This is a genomic window from Niveispirillum sp. FG156 (assembly GCF_057809555.1).
This window is the reverse complement of the sequence record NZ_JBMDKE010000066.1, coordinates 1-19,647: the sequence shown is the minus strand read 5'-3', so window position 1 is coordinate 19,647 and position 19,647 is coordinate 1. Positions and strand designations below refer to the sequence as shown.

13 protein-coding genes and 2 tRNA genes are annotated in these 19,647 nt (G+C 63.7%); 7 read left to right on the top strand and 8 right to left on the bottom strand.

Annotation, left to right across the window (positions count from 1 at the left end; all coding sequences use genetic code 11):
• Positions 1 to 153 precede the first annotated feature (153 nt).
• From ACODSP_RS27200 to ACODSP_RS27180, 5 genes are all read right to left on the bottom strand, one after another.
• Positions 154 to 230: transfer RNA gene (locus ACODSP_RS27200), tRNA-Arg, on the bottom strand.
• 15 nt (positions 231 to 245) lie between these two features.
• Positions 246 to 551, bottom strand: coding sequence for an ETC complex I subunit (locus ACODSP_RS27195; RefSeq protein ID WP_054169523.1), 306 nt, complete (start codon positions 549 to 551; stop codon positions 246 to 248).
• A gap of 38 nt (positions 552 to 589) precedes the next feature.
• A tRNA-Pro gene (locus ACODSP_RS27190) sits at positions 590 to 666 on the bottom strand.
• A gap of 91 nt (positions 667 to 757) precedes the next feature.
• A complete protein-coding gene (locus ACODSP_RS27185) occupies positions 758 to 1,663 on the bottom strand; it encodes a DMT family transporter (protein ID WP_488968649.1) in 906 nt (301 codons plus the stop codon).
• Positions 1,664 to 1,776: 113 nt separating this feature from the next.
• Positions 1,777 to 5,589 (bottom strand): LamG-like jellyroll fold domain-containing protein, encoded by a 3,813-nt coding sequence (locus ACODSP_RS27180; protein ID WP_488968648.1) that lies wholly within the window; start codon positions 5,587 to 5,589, stop codon positions 1,777 to 1,779.
• 256 nt (positions 5,590 to 5,845) lie between these two features.
• Between ACODSP_RS27180 and ACODSP_RS27175 the strand changes: the two genes are divergently transcribed.
• The 4 genes from ACODSP_RS27175 (at position 5,846) to ACODSP_RS27160 (ending at position 10,646) form a co-directional block, all read left to right on the top strand.
• Positions 5,846 to 8,716 carry a TonB-dependent receptor gene (locus ACODSP_RS27175; RefSeq protein ID WP_488968647.1) on the top strand — a complete coding sequence of 957 codons (2,871 nt, stop codon included), beginning with the start codon at positions 5,846 to 5,848 and terminating at the stop codon, positions 8,714 to 8,716.
• Between the two features lie 80 nt (positions 8,717 to 8,796).
• The gene (locus ACODSP_RS27170; RefSeq protein WP_488968646.1) at positions 8,797 to 9,930 is read left to right on the top strand and encodes an aldose epimerase family protein; all 1,134 of its coding nucleotides are present in this window, start codon (positions 8,797 to 8,799) and stop codon (positions 9,928 to 9,930) included.
• Positions 9,931 to 9,967: 37 nt separating this feature from the next.
• The gene (locus tag ACODSP_RS27165; RefSeq protein ID WP_488968645.1) at positions 9,968 to 10,291 is read left to right on the top strand and encodes a type II toxin-antitoxin system HigB family toxin; all 324 of its coding nucleotides are present in this window, start codon (positions 9,968 to 9,970) and stop codon (positions 10,289 to 10,291) included.
• Positions 10,281 to 10,646 carry a helix-turn-helix domain-containing protein gene (locus ACODSP_RS27160; RefSeq protein ID WP_444733175.1) on the top strand — a complete coding sequence of 122 codons (366 nt, stop codon included), beginning with the start codon at positions 10,281 to 10,283 and terminating at the stop codon, positions 10,644 to 10,646. The genes ACODSP_RS27165 and ACODSP_RS27160 overlap by 11 nt, the downstream gene beginning before the upstream one ends.
• On the opposite strand, the gene ACODSP_RS27155 is transcribed toward ACODSP_RS27160, so the two are convergent.
• Both ACODSP_RS27155 and ACODSP_RS27150 read right to left on the bottom strand, forming a co-directional pair.
• Positions 10,647 to 12,188, bottom strand: coding sequence for a CYTH and CHAD domain-containing protein (locus ACODSP_RS27155; protein WP_488968644.1), 1,542 nt, complete (start codon positions 12,186 to 12,188; stop codon positions 10,647 to 10,649).
• Positions 12,189 to 12,273: 85 nt separating this feature from the next.
• Positions 12,274 to 12,810: a SixA phosphatase family protein gene (locus ACODSP_RS27150; protein ID WP_488968643.1), complete on the bottom strand. Its 537-nt coding sequence runs from the start codon at positions 12,808 to 12,810 to the stop codon at positions 12,274 to 12,276.
• On the opposite strand from ACODSP_RS27150, the gene ACODSP_RS27145 reads away from it, so the two are divergent.
• The 3 genes from ACODSP_RS27145 (at position 12,809) to ACODSP_RS27135 (ending at position 17,158) form a co-directional block, all read left to right on the top strand.
• Positions 12,809 to 15,160 carry an RNA degradosome polyphosphate kinase gene (locus ACODSP_RS27145; protein ID WP_488968642.1) on the top strand — a complete coding sequence of 784 codons (2,352 nt, stop codon included), beginning with the start codon at positions 12,809 to 12,811 and terminating at the stop codon, positions 15,158 to 15,160. The genes ACODSP_RS27150 and ACODSP_RS27145 overlap by 2 nt on opposite strands.
• 45 nt (positions 15,161 to 15,205) lie before the next feature.
• The gene (locus ACODSP_RS27140; RefSeq protein ID WP_488968641.1) at positions 15,206 to 16,705 is read left to right on the top strand and encodes a Ppx/GppA phosphatase family protein; all 1,500 of its coding nucleotides are present in this window, start codon (positions 15,206 to 15,208) and stop codon (positions 16,703 to 16,705) included.
• 84 nt (positions 16,706 to 16,789) lie between these two features.
• Positions 16,790 to 17,158, top strand: coding sequence for a hypothetical protein (locus tag ACODSP_RS27135; RefSeq protein WP_488968640.1), 369 nt, complete (start codon positions 16,790 to 16,792; stop codon positions 17,156 to 17,158).
• Between the two features lie 117 nt (positions 17,159 to 17,275).
• Here the strand turns inward: ACODSP_RS27135 and ACODSP_RS27130 are convergent, their stop codons facing one another.
• On the bottom strand, positions 17,276 to 19,462 hold the full coding sequence (locus tag ACODSP_RS27130; RefSeq protein WP_488968639.1) for a PAS domain-containing hybrid sensor histidine kinase/response regulator: 2,187 nt from the start codon (positions 19,460 to 19,462) through the stop codon (positions 17,276 to 17,278).
• Between the last annotated feature and the right edge of the window lie 185 nt (positions 19,463 to 19,647).

Below are 19,647 nucleotides of genomic sequence, written 5' to 3'. Positions count from 1 at the left end.
TCAAATTATCTTACAAATGCAGGGTACAAACAAACCTAATCTCATCACGCTCTAGAGCGTGAGCCCGGTCAACGGAAACACGCTCTAGCGCCGCTCCGGAAACGAAAAGGGCCGCCCGTCACATCGGACGGGCGGCCCTTTCGAGCAGATGTTTGGCGACCCCAGCAGGATTCGAACCTGCGACCGCTCGCTTAGAAGGCGAGTGCTCTATCCAGCTGAGCTATGGGGCCGGATAGGGTTCGGGATCAGAACCGACCGATGCGTGGACGATCGGTGCGGAAATTATCCGCGTAATTCTTGGGGATCACCCGGCGTTCCTGCCATTCGGCGACATCGGCGTCCCAGCCCTTCTTGGCGACGAAGGCCAATGCTGCCTCCTTGGTCGGGAACTTGACGCGCACCTGGTTCAACGTGTCGCCGGAGCTGGTCCAGCCCATCATGGGTTCCGGACGGCGCGGGGTGGCCAGTTCATATTCCAACACCCAGTCACCGACCTTGCCGCGGCCGGACTGCATGGTGGTCTTGGACGGCTGGTAAATCCGGACCTTCATGGCGAACCCTGTGACTGATGGTTGAACCGTAAGGGAAATGGTCGGAGCGAGAGGATTCGAACCTCCGGCCTGCTGGACCCAAACCAGCCGCGCTACCAGGCTGCGCCACGCTCCGCCAATTCAGCGGTGGGAATACACCACCGAAAGCATGGGGGCAAGCATCCGAACACACGCGAAGTGCGCATGGCCCCAATCTTTATGCGGGATCAGGCCGGCTGACGCCGCAGAAGGGCCCCCAATGAGGCCGGCGCCATGACCAGAAGATTGCCCAGAACGGCCAGAAGCAGGCCGGCAATGCCGGCGGGCGTCCAATGGTAATCCTCGAACATCGTCGAAATGACCAGGGCGACGACCGGCGTCATGATGGCGACATAGCCCGACCGGCCCGGCCCGATACGGCCCAACAGCGTGAAATAGCACAGGAAAGCCGCGATGGAGCCGAACAGCGCCAGATAGGCTAGCGACAGGAAATAGGGGGTCGACGGCACGATGGCGAAGCTGGCGCCCTGCACCAGGGCCACGACCACCATGATGCCGGCACCGACCAGCATGGACCAAGCCGTGGTGCCGATCAGCGGCATTTCCGCCTTGCGCGTCTTGGAGACAACCATGTTACCCAGCGACGCGGAGTAGTTCGAGACCATCATGAGGCCGAATCCGATCAAGGCCCCACCGGTCAGCATTCCGCCATCCAGTTCCGGCGTGAATAGCAGCAAGACACCCACCACCCCCATGATGCCGCCGGCCAGGACGGCGGGCCGCATAGGCTGCCCCAGGAACAGCCGGGCATTGACAACATTCATCAAGGACAGAACCGACCCCGCCACGGCCACCAGACCCGATGGCAACAGAGCGGTGGCCTTGTAGACCATGAAATAGTTCAAGGAGAAGTTCAGCAGCCCTGCCCCCAGAATCAGGCCCCAGCCGCCCCGCTTCGGCAGAATCGGCTGCCGGCGCAGCGCCAGCCAGCCCAGCAGCGCGCTGCCCGCCAACAGGAACCGGTACGCCACCGACACGGCCGGATGCACCGCCCCCAACTGGAACGTGATGGCGTACCAGGTCGAGCCCCAGATCAGGACCGAACAGAAAAACAGGGTGAGATTGACGGGCATGAAGGCACCGGTGGCGGGTATCCAAGCCCCAGCCTATAGACCCGCCACACGGTGCGTCCAATCCGATTGTTGTGGGGGTGACAAGTCCAATGGACGCTGCCACCCCCGGCACCTCAGCGGAGCATCACCTTGTTATTGTCGGCGCGTGCTTCCACGGCCCCGCCATCCAACAGGACATCCACCGACACCGCCCCCGCCGGGGCCTTCAAGGTGACCTTCGCCACCTTGGGCTTCAGGTCCAGCGGTGCCGCGATGGACGGCAGCGGTGCCTCCGCCAGGACGGAGCCATCGGCGGCCAACATCCTGACACGGCCCGTGGGGGTAGGCACCGAACCGATATTATGGACGGTCACATCCACCCTGCCCTTTACCCGCACCACATCACGCGCCGCGATGGCAAGGTCCGGACGCTGGGTCAGATCCTGTTCAGGCCCTGACAGGACGAAGTCGAACACGCTGGTCCGGCCCGACGCCAGGGTGACCGAAACCGCCTGACCTTCGCCAAAGGCGATCTTGCGGCTGGCGCTGCTATCCGCCTTGTCATCGCCGTCGGCATCAATGCCTTCGGCCAGCGCCCAGTCGCCGGTGGCGACATCGGCACCGATGATCCGGGCGATAACCGGCTTGTCGGACAGGTTATGGGCCAGGACACGGAATCCGGTTCGGGTCGGCTCCTTCACCAGGATGGCAACCTTCTCGGCCCCATCCTTGTCATCGAAATCCCATTCGATGCGGTTGCCGCGCACGATGGCATTGCGATAGAGCGCGACACCGCCCAGACGCTGACGCTGCAATTCCTGGGTCGGCAGCTCGACACGGTCGGTCCACCAGTGATCGGCGGTCATCATCTCCATACGCAGCGTCGCGAACTGCCGCTGATTGTCATACTGCTTGACCAGCCAGCCCTTGTCCTCCGTCGCGACCCAGGCCGTATGGTAGGTATAGGGGCTGGCATAGCGGTCGGCCTTCGCCTGTTCCAGAATAGCGGCCCGCAGGTCGGTGCGTTTCAGGTCGATGGCCAGATCGCTGCTGACAATACCGGCCAGCGCCGACAGCCCGCCCCTGCGCAGCACCTGTTCGATAGGCCGAAGATATTTGGCATCACCCGTCCAGCGATACGCCGCCCACATCAACAGATTGGTCTGTTCCGGCCCGGCATTGCCCCGCGTGGCGCCATCGGGCCAGTTGATCTCCGACGGGAAGGTCCAGCTACCGTCCGCCGCCTGCTTGCCATGGGCCAGATAGCCATCGGCCAGTTCCAGCAGCAGTTTCTTGGTGGCCGGATCGCCATTGATCTCCACCAGCCGGATGCCGGGATGGAAGATCAGGTACGAATAAGGCTTCGACCACTGCCAGGGCGCTTCCTTGACGATGTGCCCGGCCCCGAAATAGTTGGAGACCAGCAGGCGGTTGCCCTTGGGATTGACCGCCGTCAGGTCGGGGAAGTTGGCCGCCGTCTCCATCAGCCGTTCCACGGCCTGCGGATCGCCGGGGGTCAGCAGCGACATCTGCGACTGTGCGTTGATCCCTTCCTCATAGACATGCAGTTCATCGGTGACGATGGTGCCCAGACCGTTGGTCAGCATGCCATTGGCATGAACAGCCTCAATCATGTCGGACAGGGACTTGGTCAGCTTCTCCCGGTCCACGCCCATCAGGGCCAGGCCCGGCCATTGATTGGTCAGGTCGGTATCATCCGACAGGCCCCCGCCGAATTCCCCTTCAACCTGCCGGTGGTCAATCCACCAGTTCACGAAGGACCGGACCTGCGCCAGATAGCGGGTCTGGCCCCAGGCCCAGGCGGGCACACCCGGCGGCGGTGCCTCCAGATCAACGGGCGGCAGCGGCTGCTGCGGGTTCCATTCCGACCAGTAGCCATTGCCGACCTTATTGTCGGGATCAATGCGCAGAAGGTCGGTTACATCCTCATAAAAGCGTTGGAACAGGCCCAGGTTCCGGCTGCTTTGCCGTTCCTCCACCAGGAAGCCGTAATTGTCCTGGATCTGGCGTTCACGGTCGGACGCATGCTCGGCCTTGGCCTCCGCCTTGGTCTTGAACACCAGCCGCAGCGAAGCCCCATCCAGCTTCGCCATCGAAAAGTCTGGCGCAGATGAGGCGATGGTCAGGTATAGCGGCTTGTCGGACGGCAGGATGCGGTCGCGCGTATCCAGCCACAGGGTCCGCGCCTCCCCCGGCTTGATCGCGACATTAACATCCATCAGGTCGCGTTCGGGCGTCAGCGGGTCCTTGACCCGGATGTTCAGGGCGACCAGTCCGCCCTTGTGGGTCGGCTTCACGTCCAGAGCCGGGATCACCAGTTCGATCCCGTCCAGCCCGCCAATATTCTCAAACCCTTCCGTGCTGGCACGGTACAGCGGCAGACCCGGCTCCTGCCGGCGGAAATCCATGGGAATGGCGATATGGGCCACGGGCCGGCCCTTGGTTGCCGGCGGCGTCACGCGCTTGCGGGTCGGCACGCCGCCATCGGGAATGGCGACGATCACGTCACGTTCCCCCTCCGGATAGCGGCCTTCAATGAAACGACGCAGCGGCAGGATGGCTGTGAAATCCGGCTCCGCCGCCAGACGCAGGTTGAAATGGAAATCACCCAGCCCGGCGGGCGCCGCGCCAGGGCCGACATGATAGGCACCGATCTCCTGGATCGGGGTTTCCTGCGCCTCGTTCACAAAGCGCAGGGCACCGCCTGCCGCCTCCTGCTTCAGTCGGGTGGTGCTGCGTTCGGTCCCCGCCCGGCGTTTGGCAAGCAGGTCGCCATCCGTGGTGATCTGGCCGTTTCCTTCCGGAACCTTGCCCCCCTTTACCCAGCCCAGCTTGCCATAGGCAGCGCCCTGGATTTCGACCTGATTGAACGGTTCATCGGGCAGGAACCAGGTCCCGGACTTGCCACCCATGGAATAGACATTCCAGTCCGGCAGGGTGAAATAATCGTGGCGTCCGGCCAGACGGGAACGGTTATAGACGCCGGGCCAGGTGGTTTCCCGGATACCGTCATTGCCCTTCCACATACGCAGCGCGATATCGCGCTGTTCGGTGAATTCCACCTTGCGGATGCGTGTGCTGGCATCGGCCAGATAGGGCGGCGGATCGTCAGGACGGTCAAAGCCGTTGCGATGCGCCCACGCGGACCAGCCATCCGGCGCCGCCGGCAATGACACCGGTTCCCCGCCCTGGGCCAGGGTCTTGATGGATGTCGCATCCAGGGCGCGGTCATGGATGCGGATATCGTCGATATCGCCGCCACGCAGGAAATTATACCGGCTTTGCACCTGGATCGGGCTGATGATGCGGCTGTGTGGCCCGAACTGATCCAGGCTGGCATCCAGGGAGGCCGGCTGATCCTTGCGGGCCACCAGGGCGCCGTTCACGTAAAGCTGCACCCCCGTCGCTTCATCCCAGGCAAACGCAATATGGGTCCAGGCGTCGGGCGCCGGGGTCGCGGGCATTTCCCAGGAAACCCGCACGCGAGCCAGATTCGTATCGGTCACGAATCCGTCGAACCCCTTGCCGTTCCAGTCCAGGCGCAGGAAGGCCATGTCCCAGCTGCTGTGATTGGCAAAGGACACGCGGAACAGCGGAAACGGATTGCTGCCAACGGGATAGCGGGACCGCCAGAAAAAGCTGAGCGTCCCACGCTGCGCCCTGATATTGCCGGGGGCTGCCCAGGCCAGGACCTGATCATCGGCGGCCTGGAGATAGGCACCGGACGCGCCGCCCTGCGGCACCACAGCCACCTTGTCGGCAAAGGTGGGGCGCGCGTCGCCCACGGCACGGTCGGCCACCAGCCCCTTGTCACCCGTGACCCGGAACAGCAGCCCATCGGGTGCATCCGCCCCCGCCACAGGCAAGGCCCCCGTCAACAGGGCAAGCAGCGCCACCCCTGTCCGCAACCGTTTCGCATGCGCCATTTTCGGTGTCCTTCCCTGGCCATGGCGGCGGTTCATCCGCCTGCCCTGTATTATCGCCGGTCGTTGGTTCGCATCTGTGCCACAGGAACAAAGTTTGTTTCGTTTCCTGTTTCCACCGCTTGCGTTCCGTTTCAAACCATGCATAGTTTCTTATGACACCGGTGACAATTGGCAAGCAAAATCGCCCGTCACTGATGCAAAAAGGGGATAAACGGTGCGACAAAGCATCGAGGTCCCGAACAGGAGGAGGAATCCCATGTCCCGTATCCATCGTGGCCTTCGCCGCGCAATTCCTTATGGCGTCTCGGCTTTCGCCCTGTCCATGGCCGTTTCCGCCACGAATGCACAGGCCCAGCAGGCCCCGGCCCAGACCGACAGCGGTGCGGTCCTGGAAGAGATCGTGGTTACCGGTTTCCGCGCCAGCCTTGCCAACTCGCTGAACATCAAGCGTAACGAGGCCGGTGTCGTCGATGCGATCAGTGCCGAGGATATTGCGGACTTCCCCGATACCAATCTGGCCGAGTCCATTCAGCGTATCCCCGGCGTTTCCATCGACCGCGACGCGGGCGAAGGCCGTTCGCTGACCGTTCGCGGCCTCTCCTCTGAATTCACCCGCACCCGTATCAACGGGATCGAGGCGCAGGCCACCACCGGCGCCACCGACAGCTCCGGCGGCACCAACCGTGGCCGTGGCTTCGATTTCAATGTCTTCGCATCCGAACTGTTCAACAACATCACGGTGCGCAAGACCGCGTCCGCCGAGGTCGAGGAAGGCTCGCTGGGCGCCACCGTCGATCTGAAAACCTCGCGCCCCTTCGATTTCAACGGCTTCACCGCCGCCGCGTCGGCCCAGGCCGGCTATAATGACCTGTCGGAGAAGGTGGACCCGCGCGGTGCCGTCCTGCTGTCCAACACCTGGCTGGACGATCAGGTGGGCGCGCTGCTGTCGGTCGCCTATTCGGAACGGGACCTGCTGGAAGAAGGGTTCAGTTCGGTGCGCTGGGGCCCCGCCAATGGCGATAACGGCTTCCAGAATCCGGCGGCCCTGCCCGGCGGCGCCTCTTCTGCCGGCGGCGTCTTCCACCCGCGCATCCCGCGCTATGGCCGTCTGGTCCATAATCAGGAACGCACCGGTGCCACCCTGTCCTTGCAGGCCAAGCCGAACGAGGGCAACACCACCGTCAGCTTCGACGTGCTCTATTCCAAGCTGGACAGCACGCGTCAGGAAAACTTCCTGGAAGCCTGGTCGCTGAGCCGCAACGCGTCTCAGGGCGGCAAGCCGGAAGTGGACATTGTCCAGGCTGTGGTCGATCCCCAGACCGGTGAAATGGTCTATGCCAAGCTGGACGACATGGACATCCGGTCCGAACAGCGCTTCGACGTGCTGAAGACTGAGTTCACGCAATACACACTGAACGTGGATCACGAGTTCAGCGAGACGGTACGCGGCAGCGTGACGGGTGGCCGGGCCAAGTCAAAGTTCGATAATCCGGTCCAGACCACGGTCCTGATGGACCGGCAGAATACCGATGGCTACAGCTGGGATTTCCGCGAGAATTCGAACCTGCCGCTGATCGATTACGGGTTTGACGTCACCAACCCGTCCAGTTGGACGTTCACCGGCCCGACCGGCGCCAATCCCCGGTCGGAAATCCGCATGAACCCGACCTTCCAGACCAACACCTATGACACGGCACAGGGTGATCTGGCCTGGGACATCAATGACACGTTCAGCGCCAAAGGCGGTGTCAACTGGAAGCGGTTCAAGTCCGACGCCCAGGCCTTCGCCCGCCCCTCGGCCACCAGCAATGTCGCCCCCGCCCTGCCCGCTGGCACCACGCTGGCCAGCGTGACCAAGCTGCTGACCGGCTTCGGCAAGGGTCTGAACCTGCCCACCGGCACGCCGACCAGCTGGCTGGTCCCCGATCTGGCCGCGTTTGAGAAGCTGTTCAACATCAACTGCAATTGCGATACGGGCGTTGCGGGCGGTGATTTCCGCAGCCAGGGCCTGGAAAACAGCGCTACCCTGGCCAACTGGCGCAATGTGAAGGAAGAGTCGCTGGGCTTCTGGGCGCAGGTCGACTGGAATACCGAACTGGGCGATATGCCGTTCCGCGGTAATATCGGCGTGCGTCAGGTGAAGACCGATGTCACGGCCACCGGCTATTCCTTCATCAGCAACGCCACCCGCCCCGTGACCGGCAAGAACAGCTACAAGGACACTCTGCCCTCCATCAACCTGTCGCTGGAGCCGGTGGAAGACGTGATCCTGCGCGCCGCCGCCGCCAAGGTGCTGTCACGGCCGCCGGTCTCAAACCTGACGCCGGTCTTCACCCTGTCGGCCCTGAACGCCCCGAACCCCAGCGCGTCCCTGGGCAATGTCACGCTGGAACCCTACCGTGCCGATACGGCGGACCTGTCGCTTGAATGGTACTTCGCGCCGGAATCGCTGATCTCCGTCGCCTGGTTCTACAAGGACATCTCCACCTTCGTGCAGACCACGCAGCAGACGCTGACCTATGCGCAGCTGACTTCCATGAATGCCGAAGCATTCCCGGCTGGTGGTGGCCGCGATCCCAACCTGACCTACGTGTTCAGCACGCCGACCAACACGCCGGGCGGTCCGCTGAAGGGCTTTGAGGTCAGCTTCCAAGCCCCGTTCAGCTTCCTGCCGGAAGGGTTCAATAATCTGGGCGTGCAGGCCAACTACACGCATGTATCGTCGAAGATCGACTATTGCTCGACCTCGGCCTGCAATGCCTATGTCACGGCGGATCTGGTCAACCTGTCGCCTGACGCCTGGAACGGCACGCTCTATTACGATGACGGGGAGAAGTTCAACGCCCGCATCTCCGTCGCCTACCGTTCCGGCTACTATCAGCAGGTGCCGGCAGCCAATGCCGGTACGCGCGGCATCGTGGCCATCGGCAAGTCCGCGACGACCACGTTCGATGCCTCGGCCTCCTATAACGTGACCGAGAATTTCTCCGTCTCGTTTGAGGCGCTGAACCTCACAGATGAAGCCAACCGCCAGTATCATGGCGAGCTGGATGGCGTCCGCAACTCCACCTATGTGTACCACCATACGGGTCGTCAGTTCTATCTGGGTGCCCGCTACAAGCTGTAAGATGGGTCTTTGACGGGGGCCGGGATGCGTGATCCGCGTCCCGGCCCCTTTTTGTTTGCACCTTGGGAAATGCGACCATCATGACCATGATCCTGTCCCGCCGCGCCCTGTTCTCCTCCCTGGCCGCCCTGCCACTGGCCAGTTGTGCTGCGCGGGTAACCGGCAGGCCGGGCGTGACGGAACAGGTGTTCGGACAGATGCCGGATAGGTCGCCGGTGACGCTCTACACCCTGTCCAACGGCAAGGGCGCCAGCCTGCGGGTCATGACCTATGGTGCCGCCGTCACCAACCTGATCATGCCGGACAAGGCGGGGAATTTCGCCGACATCGTCCTTGGCCTGGATGATTTCGAAAGCTACCGCACCAAGTCCCGCAATTTCGGCACGCTGGTTGGCCGCTATGCCGGGCGCATCGGCAACGGCCGCTTTCCGCTGGATGGGCGGGAGGTGGTGCTGGACACGGGCGGGTCCAAACATTCCTCCCATGGCGGGCCGGTGGGCTTTGCCAGGCGCAACTGGCAGGGCCAGATCCTGAACGGTGCCGCCGTGCGCATGACCCTGCTGTCGGCGGATGGGGATCAGGGGTTCCCCGGCGAACTGGGCATCAGCGTCACCTACAGCCTGACCGCCGACTACCGCTTCTGCCTGGATATCGCGGCGCTGACCACTCGCCCCACGGTCCTGAACCCCACCCATCACGGCTATTTCAACCTGTCCGGCGTGCCGGGTTCCCTGGTCCATGACCACCTGCTGACCCTGGAGGCCGATGGCTTCACCGCCTTCGGTCCCGACAAGATGGTGACCGGGGAGATCAGGCCCGTCGACGGCACGGCGCTGGATTTCCGCGCGCCCAAACCTATTGGTCGCGACATCGCCTCACCTGAAGAACAGATGCGTATCGGTGGCGGCTATGATCACTGCTTCGTGATCCGTGGCCCCCATGGTGGCAGCATGCGCAAGGCCGCCCGCCTGTCCCATCCCGGCAGCGGCCGGACAATGGAACTCTGGACCACCGAACCCGGTTTACAGCTTTTCACCGCCAACGGCGTGGACATGGTGGGCCGTGGCGGCGCCATCTACAAACCCCATTGCGGCGTCTGCCTGGAACCCCAGCATTTCCAGAACAGCCCCAACCAACCGGGCTTCCCCGGCACGATCCTGCGACCGGGGCAGCACTTCCGGACGCGCAGTGAGTATCGGTTCGGGGTAGCGTGAGGTTGCGCCCATTTTGGGCGCATGATATCCTCCGAACATGAGGATCATTGCTCGCAGCACCTTGCGCGCCTTCGTGGACAATCTGGCGGGTCACAAGGACCAGCCGGCGGTAAAGGCCGCGTTGGATGCATGGTTCGCGGAAGCACAGAAGGCGCGCTGGTCCAATAGTGCGGACATCAGGCGGTCTTATGCCACGGCAAGCATCGTGTCTTCTGACCGGGTAGTCTTCAATATCAAGGGCAATGCGTACCGGCTTGTCGTGGCGGTGGATTATGACAAGGGCATCGTCTGGATCAAATGGCTGGGAAGCCACCGTGACTATGACCGCATCGACGTGACGGAGATTGGATATGATGGCTGAGTTGAAGCCCATCCGCACCGAAGCAGATTATGACGCGGCCCTGGAGCAGGTCGAACAGCTCTGGGGTGCCGCCAGCGGCACGCCCGATGGGGACAGGCTGGATATTCTGGCGACGCTGATTGATGCCTATGAGGCGGAGCATCATCCGATGGACCCGCCCGACCCGGTGGAGGCCATAAAGTTCCGCATGGAACAGATGGGACTGACGCGCAAGGATCTGGAACCAATGATCGGTACCCGGACACGGGTGGCGGAAATCCTGAACCGGCGGCGCAGCCTGTCCATCGGCATGATCCGCCGTCTTCATGAAAGGTTGGGTATTCCCGCAGAAATCCTGATCCGACCCTTGGCCTGATCAGGCCGCCACCGCCACCACATCCGCCGCCAGAAACGCCGTCCATAAGGCCGGCAGCGGCTTCAATGCAGCGACAGCACGCTTGCGCAGGGCGTCAGCGGCGGCGGACTGTTCAATCTTATCCAGCAAACCCGCCGCGTTCATGTCATCCGCCACCTGCTTCATTGGCGTACGCAGGGCATCGACGGCGCGCTGCAACGGGTCCACCCGTTCGGCGGGCCACACGGCGCGGCAGAAATCCAGATCATAGCGCAGCTTGCGCAGGCGCTTATGGGCCTTGATGGCGGTCGCGACATCCCCCGGCAGACCGACAGCGCGCAGGGCATCCAGACGCAGCCGCAGCATGTCGCCGGCGATTTCCGACAGGGTGGTGCCGAACGGGCAGCCATGGGGTTGGCGTGCCCAGTCGCCGGCCTCCAGCCAGGCCGCGAATTCCAGCTGCCAGCCCGTCCATTCCGGGGAAGATAGCAGGCGCATGGCCTTGTCCAATGCCTTGGCCCGGGCCGCTGATACCGGCCCGACGGCGCCCTTGCGGGCCTCCTGCGGCAGTTCGGTCAGGGCCATGGCCAGCTTCTGCCAGTCGCGCGCCCTTTCCAGCCGGCGACCCAGCACCTTCAACTGATCGCGCAGCGCATCGCCCTGGTCGGTATGGATCAGGTCGGCGAACAGGCCATAGGCCGTGATCAGCCGCCGTACCGCCGACGCCATTTCGCGCAGGGCCGCCGGATCGCCCATGGCTTCGGTAAAGGCCGGCTGATTGTCCAGAAGATGGGCCAGACCGTTGCGCCCGATATGGCGGAACGCCTCCATCACGGTGGTGATGGGCGTGATACCCAGGGGCCGCACGGCATGCGCGCGCGGCTGTGCGCCCGTCAGCAGGGCCAGCCCCAGATCGGCCTTGCTGCGGGTCGACAGGCGAAGCGGCACGCGGGCATGGATGTCGGCGGCCAGCCGGAACAGGTCCGCCACCTCCCCCTGTTTCAGCTCCAGTTCCACCTCGCTGATCGTGTGGCGGGCCGACGGCTGTCCATCCGGAGACATGACCTGGGCCTGCCCCAGATCCAGTGCCAGTTCCACCCGCCCCTCATCACCCGCACGCAGCAGCAGGATGGTGCGCTGCACATCGGTGGTGAACAGGGGGGAAAGGCTGTCCAGCGCATCGGCGGGGATCAGTTCCGACAGGTCCCCCTGACGCAGCAGGCCGGTATCCAGCCCGTCGCCGGCCACATCCCAGCGCCATTCGCGGCGGACGGCAATGCCAGCGCCATCGCCCGCCTCGCCCGACGACATGGTCTTGACCGACTGTTCGCGCTTCATCCCCTGCCGGCGCAGGCGCAGGGCCAGACCACGCTTGGCCAGCGCCAGACCGGGCGTGTCGTAATAGGCCGTATGCTGACGCGCCGGCTCTGCCTGCATCACCAGCCGTTCGCGGATCAGCGACAGGGAAGCGATGCGGGGCAGATCCGCCGGATCGGCCAGCAGTTTGATTTCCACCTCCCGCTCCGGGCGGGGAATGCGGGGGGCCTTGGGCTTGGCGTTCAAGGGGGCTCGCGCGTCGGTTCCGTCGGGAAATGATCCCTTCACATACCGCAGTGCGGCATGGGACGGAAGGGGCAATGACCCACGGTTACCGTTCTTCCAGATCGCGCGGTCGGGTGAAACCCGACAGAGTGCAGCTTCCCCAGCTCAGATCCCGCCAGTTCATCCCGTCCGGAACGGTAATTTCTACAAAGGAACATGTAGGCAGCTTGGTCGCCAGCGACTGGCGAAGCCCCGCCTCCCCCCGACCGCACAGATCACGGGCCAGAAGCTGGAAGTCCGGATTATGGCCGACGAACAGGGCCGTGCCTGTCTGTTCGGGCAAGGCCTTCACCCGGTCCAGCAGCAATTCCTCCCCGCACAGATAGATGGACCGGTCAAAGCTGGTTGGCGGCAGGCTGGTGCCCCAGGATGCCGCCACAATCTCCAGCGTGGCGCGGGCGCGCGTGGCGGTGGAACAGACGACAAGGTCGGGGCGTGGCGGCCCGCCCTTGCGCACGGTCCAATAATTCGCCATCGTCGCGGCGGCGCGGTGGCCCCGCGCGCTCAACGGCCGGTCATGGTCGGCCAGCCGTGGATCATCCCAGTCCGATTTGGCGTGCCGCAGCAGATAGAGTGTCTTCATGACCACCAATGGCAAGGATAGCGGAACCGGAACAGCAGGGCAGCGTCGCCGCCCGCGCGGGACCCGTGTACCCAAAACCGTCACAGAAGCAACATATACTGCTCCGGCCCCACAGGACCAGAAGGACGAGATCGCTGTGACCGCCGCCCCCGATACGCTGCCGAACGCCACGCAACCTGACACCCTGCTGGCCGACACGCTGGTCGCCAACGCGCTGATCCCGTCCAAGAGCGGCATCGACGCCGACAGCCCGGAACGGTTCATCAACCGCGAACTGTCCTGGCTGGCCTTCAATCAGCGTGTTCTGGAGGAGGCATACAATAATCAGCATCCGCTGCTGGAACGGCTGCGGTTCCTGTCCATTTCGGCCAGCAACCTGGATGAATTCTATACGGTCCGCGTCGCCGGCCTGAAGGCACAGGTGGCGGCCAAGGTCACGACTCCGTCCGACGATAACCTGACCCCGGCGCAGCAGCTGGCCGCCATCAACTACCGGGTGACGGAGGTGATGCGCGACCAGCAGGTGTGCTGGCTGATGCTGCGCAAGCTGCTGCGCACCAGCGGTATCGCGGTTGTCGATCCCGATGAATTGACCGCGTCGGAGCATGACTGGCTGGAAGCCCGTTTCATTGACGAGATTTTCCCCGTCCTGACGCCCATCGCGGTCGATCCGGCCCACCCGTTCCCCTTCCTGCCGTCCAGCGGTTTCGCCCTCGCCCTGCAATTGTTCGACCCGCAAAAGGGCGCCAATCTGGACGCGCTGGTCATGCTGCCGACGCAGCTGGAGCGGTTTATCCGCCTGCCCGGCAATGAGACACGCTATGTCCTGCTGGAACAGGTGGTCTTGACCTTCATTTCCCGCCTGTTCCCGCCCTTCGTCCTGAAGGGCAGCGGCGTGTTCCGTGTGCTGCGCGACAGCGAAATGGAAATCGAGGAAGAAGCGGAGGATCTGGTCCGCACCTTCGAATCTGCCCTGAAGCGGCGCAAGCGCGGCAGCGTGATCCGGCTTGCCGTCAATGCCGGCATGTCGAAGGAACTGCGCGCCTTCCTAGTCGATGAACTGAACGTCTCCAACGATGATGTCTTCGTGCTGGATGGGCTGATCGGGCTGGCTGATACCAAGCAGATCATCGGCGATGACCGGCCCGACCTGCTGTTCCCGCCCTACAATGCTCGTTTCCCGGAACGTATCCGCGATTTCGGCGGCGACTGCTTCGCAGCCATCCGGCAAAAGGACATCGTCGTCCATCACCCGTTCGAAAGCTTCGACGTGGTGGTGCAGTTCCTGCGCCAGGCCGCCGCCGACCCCAATGTGCTGGCCATCAAGCAGACCCTTTATCGCACGTCCAAGAACAGCCCCATCGTGGCAGCCCTGATTGACGCTGCCGAACAGGGCAAGTCGGTGACGGCGCTGGTGGAGTTGAAGGCGCGGTTTGATGAAGAGGCCAATATCCGCTGGGCGCGCGACATGGAACGCGCCGGGGTACAGGTGGTCTATGGCTTTGTCGACCTGAAGACCCACGCCAAGGTATCGCTGGTGGTCCGCCGCGAAAGCCAGGGCCTGCGCACCTATGTGCATTTCGGCACCGGCAATTACCACCCGATCACGGCCAAGGTTTACACCGACCTGTCCTTCTTCACCTGCGACGTCGCGCTGGGCCATGACGCGGCCCACATGTTCAACTACATGACGGGTTACGCCACGCCCAGGGCGCTGGAAAAGATCGCCATCGCGCCCATCACCCTGCGCCAGCGTCTGTTCGAACTGATCGACGCCGAAATCGCCCATGCCCATGCGGGTCGCCCAGCCCAGATCTGGGTAAAGTTGAACAGCCTTGTCGATGCCAAGCTGATCGACAAGCTGTATGAGGCGTCGCAGAACGGGGTAAAGATCGAACTGGTGATCCGGGGCATCTGCTGTCTGCGCCCCGGCGTGCCCGGCCTGTCGGACAATATCCATGTGAAGTCGATTGTCGGCCGCTTCCTGGAACATGGCCGCGTCATCTGTTTCGGCAATGGCCATGGCCTGCCCTCGCGTCAGGCGAAGATTTACATCTCTTCCGCCGACTGGATGCCGCGCAACCTGGACCGCCGCATCGAAACCCTTGTGCCCATCGAAAACCCGACGGTGCATCAGCAGGTGCTGGACCAGATCATGGTCGCCAACCTCAAGGACAATACGCAAAGCTGGGTCCTGCAACCCGACGCGACATACCGCCGCGTGGAGCCTTGCCTCGAAAGCTTTAACGCTCATACCTATTTCATGACGAACCCCAGCCTTTCGGGTCGGGGCAGTGCCACGACGGAGGCGCGTCTGCCGCCGAAACTGGTGTTGAGCAATTTCCCTTAACCCGGCATTCTCCCGATGTTGTCACTGAAAGCGGATCACCCCAACGTGGATCACGCCCATGCCGACGACCGCCTTGCGGTCATCGATGTCGGTTCCAATTCGATGCGCTGCGTCGTCTATGAGAAACTGACTCGGTCGCCCGTCGCCCTTTTCAATGAAAAGGTGCTGCCCAGCCTGGGCAAAACGGTGGAACGCACGGGCAAGCTGAACCCCGATGGGGTGGTGCTGGCGCTGGATAATCTGGTCCGCTTCCGCCGCCTGCTGGAGGGGATGCAGGTCCGCCGCATCGACGTACTGGCGACCGCGGCGGTGCGCGATGCCGCCGATGGTGCCGATTTTGTGGCGGAGATCACGCGCCGCACCGGCTTTCACGTCGATGTCCTGTCGGGTGAGGAAGAGGCGCGGCTGGCCGCATTGGGCGTGCTGTCGGGTGCCCCCAATGCCGAGGGGCTGGCCGGTGATCTGGGCGGTGGCAGTCTGGAACTGGTGCTGCTGGAGAAGGGCGAGATCGGGGCGCAGGTGACCACACCGCTGGGACCGCTGCGCCTGCTGGAGGCGACGGAGGGAAAGCCCGGCCCCGCCGCCAAGCTGATCGATCAGCATCTGTCCAAGCTGGACTGGCTGTCGCGTGGCAAGGGCCGGACCTATTACCCGGTCGGCGGCGCATGGCGCGCACTGGCCAAGATGCATCTGGAGCAGGTGAACCATCCCCTGCACATCATCCACCAGTACAGCGTGGATGGTGCCGCCATGGCGGAATTCGCGGGCACCGTGGCCCGCGCCGGACGCAGCAATCTGGAAAAGATGCCGGGCGTGTCGAAACGTCGCCTGGACACGCTGCCCCTGGCTGCCCTGGTCATGGAACGCGTGCTGAAGGCAGTGCAGCCGTCGCGCGTCACCTTTTCCGCATACGGTCTGCGTGAGGGGCATCTGTACGACCTGCTGGACGCGACGGAAAAGCGGCAGGACCCGCTGATCACCGCCTGCGAGGATGTGGCCGAACGGATCGGCCGCTTCGGTCATGCCGAAATCCTCACCGGCTGGACGGCGCCGCTGTTCGTAGGGGAGGACCCGACGGCCCGGCGCCTGCGTCAGGCGGCCTGTCTGCTGTCCGATCTGGGCTGGGCCGAGCATCCCGACTACCGCGCCGAACATGCCTTCCTGCGTATCCTGCGCATGCCGTTCGCGGGCGTGGATCATGCAGAGCGCGCCTTCCTGGCCACTGCCATCCATGTCCGCTATGCCGGCACCATGGAAAGCCCCATCCTGGCGCCGGCCCGTGGGCTGCTGAAAGAGGGGGCCTTGGCCCGCGCCTACATCGTCGGGCTGGCCCTGCGTCTGGCCCATACGCTGACCGGCGGTGCGGCAACCCTGTTGCAGCGGACATTGCTGCGCCTGGGGGATCAAAAGCTGACCCTGCTGCTGCCCGAAGATGCCGCCATGCTGACCGGCGACAGCGTGCAACGCCGGCTGGACGCGCTGGCCAAGGCCCTGAACCGCACAGGTGAAGTCAGCGTACAGTCGGGACCGAAACTGGCCCGGTAATTTCGTGCCATTACCTGACAGGTAATCGCGACGGCACATCCATGAGGCCAATATTGCCCCTGTGCAGTCTATGCGGGGGGAATAATGAATGGCATCTGGTTGAAGGGAGCGTGGCTGACCTTGGCTGCCATCCATATATTGCCCGCCTCCGTCCTGATCGCGCCGGAACTGGTCACCACCTTGTATGGGGTTGATCCGGACGGTCCTGCCGCGGCCCTCATCCAGCATCGCGGCGCCCTGTTCCTGGCCATTATGCTGGCAGCCGGCTTTGCCGCGTTCGACCCTTCCTCCCGCCGCGTCTGCTCGCTCATCGTGGCCACCAGCATCGTGGGCTTCCTGGGTGTCTATGTACAGGTCGGCTTGCCGGAAGGGCCTTTGCGTACCATCGCGTTGGTTGACCTTTCGGCATTGCTGCCGCTGGCAATGGTGATGGTCGCTGCATGGCGACGCTGACAAGCTGGTAGCCGTAGGTCAGGTCGAGCCGGAGGCAAGCCCTGACATTCATTGGCACCGTCGTTTGTCAGGGCTCGCCTCCGGCTCGACCTGACCTACGGGTCCCAACCATCATCCCTACACCCGCTCCATGACCTCCTTCACCTTGCCGGCCAACTGTTTCAGGCTGAAAGGCTTGGGCAGGAACTCCACCACCTCCCCACCGCCGACGGAGCTGCGGAACCGTTCTTCGGCATAGCCGGAGATGAAGATCACCTTCACGTCGGGCATGAACTCGCGAACCGCGCGGATCATGGCCGGGCCGTCCAGTTGCGGCATCACCACATCGGTGACGATCAGATCCACCTCTGGCCGGTCAGGACGGCGCAGCAGGTCAAGGGCCTCCTCCCCGCTTTTCGCCTCCACCACCTCATACCCTTTGTTGCGAAGGGCGCGGGCGGAGAAGACGCGGACGGCGTCCTCATCCTCCACCAGAAGGATACGGCCCGTCCCGGTCAGGTCGGCGCTGCCCTTCTCGCCCTTGTCCAGGGTGGCGGCCTGCACGCCTTCCTCCTGGTATCGCGGCAGATAGATGGAGAATTTGGCGCCATCGCCCGGTGCGCTGTCGACAAACACAAAGCCACCCGTCTGCCGCACAATGCCATAGACGGTGGACAGGCCCAGGCCGGTGCCGGACCCCAGCTCCTTGGTGGAGAAAAACGGTTCAAAGATGCGTTGGAGATTTTCAGTCGGGATGCCCACACCGGTATCGATCACCTCGATCACCACATAATCACCGGGCGGCATGGTCTCCGTCGCGCGCTGTACCGGATCGGCAACTGCCAAGTTGGAGGTGACGACGGTCAGCCGCCCGCCCGTCTCCACCATGGCGTCACGGGCGTTAACGCAGAGATTGATGATCACCTGCTCCAACTGTCCCTGGTCCACCTTGACCAGCCCCAGGTCGCGACCATGCAGCATCTTCAGTTCGATATTCTCACCGATCAGCCGGCGCAGCAGGTTGGACAGCTCGGCCAGAACGTCAGTGACGGACAGAACACGCGGCTGCAAGGTCTGCTGTCGGGAAAAGGCCAGCAGTTGGCGCACCAGATTGGCGGCGCGGTTGGCATTCTGCTTGATCTGCATGATGTCGGTGAAGGAATGGTCGCCCGGCTTGTGCCGCAGCAGCAGCAGATCGCAGAAGCCGATCATCGCCGTCAGCAGATTGTTGAAGTCATGTGCCACGCCGCCGGCCAGTTGCCCGATGGCCTGCATCTTCTGGGACTGAACGAACTGCGCCTCCAGGTTCTTCTGGTTGGTCATATCGACCATATGCAGAACCACACCGGCGGCGGGCGCACCATCATCGCGACGGGCATAAAGATGCACGATCGGGCCGTGGGTGCCGCGCAGTTGCGCCTCATGCACGGGACCGCCTTCACCCCCATCGCGGATGGCCGACAGGCGCTGCTGAATGGCCGTGCGCTGATCCCGCTTGAACAGATTGGCCACAGGGCGGCCCTGCGCATCGTCCCGCGACAGGCCGGACAGGGCCAGGACGGTGTCATTGCATTCGGCCAGCCGCAGATCGGCATCGATCAGCGCAATACCGATGGGAGCGTAATCGAAGAAACGCCGGAACCGCTCCTCAATCCGCGCCAGATCGCAGCGCAGCCGCTCAATCTCCGCAAGATCGGCGACCGGTACGGGCGGCGCCGGAGTAGGCTCTATCACCGGGGCGGGTGCGGCCTCCACGGCCTGAACCTGCCAGACCGAACAGCCGGTTATGCCGTCAAGCGGTCGCGCCGTTACACGAAACCGGCGTGCATCGGCAAAACTGATCTCCGCATCCCCGTCCATCCCGCGCTCAACCGCCGCCAGCAGCCGTTTGATCTCCAGCGGTGCCAGACCGGTCCCCGCCGCAGCACCCAGCGCTGACAAGGGCGGCTGGGTCCCCGGCTGTGCCAGATCGCGAAAGGCGGGATTATAGTGCAGGGCACGTCCATCGCTGCCGATGATGACGGTCGCAACCGGCGCCGCCTCCAGCGCGCGGGCCAAAAGATGGCGGCGTTCCTCGACGCCGCCCGCCCGCTCCGCCACGGCACGGACCAGCATGACAGCCGCAAAGGCCAGGACGCCACCACCCAGCCAAACGGCCACACCACCCCGAAGCCCGGCAGGCCATTCCAGCGGTGGCGGGCCATCCAGCCGGGCCAGCCAGACCATGGCGGCAAGCCCCGCCAACACCATCACCAACGCCCACAGGCCGGCGGCACGCGCGGTCGGGTTCAGGCCGGAACGGGCGACAGGGGTGGATTTGCGCATGGGAACACCGGTCGGATCTATCGGCAGGCCCTTATCCTACACGAAGAAGAATGTCAGACGCGACAAACAGTTAGAGCTGCTTTCGGTTCACCGAAAACAGCGCCGTTGCTTGAGGAAAACAAAAGGCTATGGACTGTTGAGATTGAGAAAATCTGCCTCCCCGGCGAAGGCCGGGGCCCAGGGGT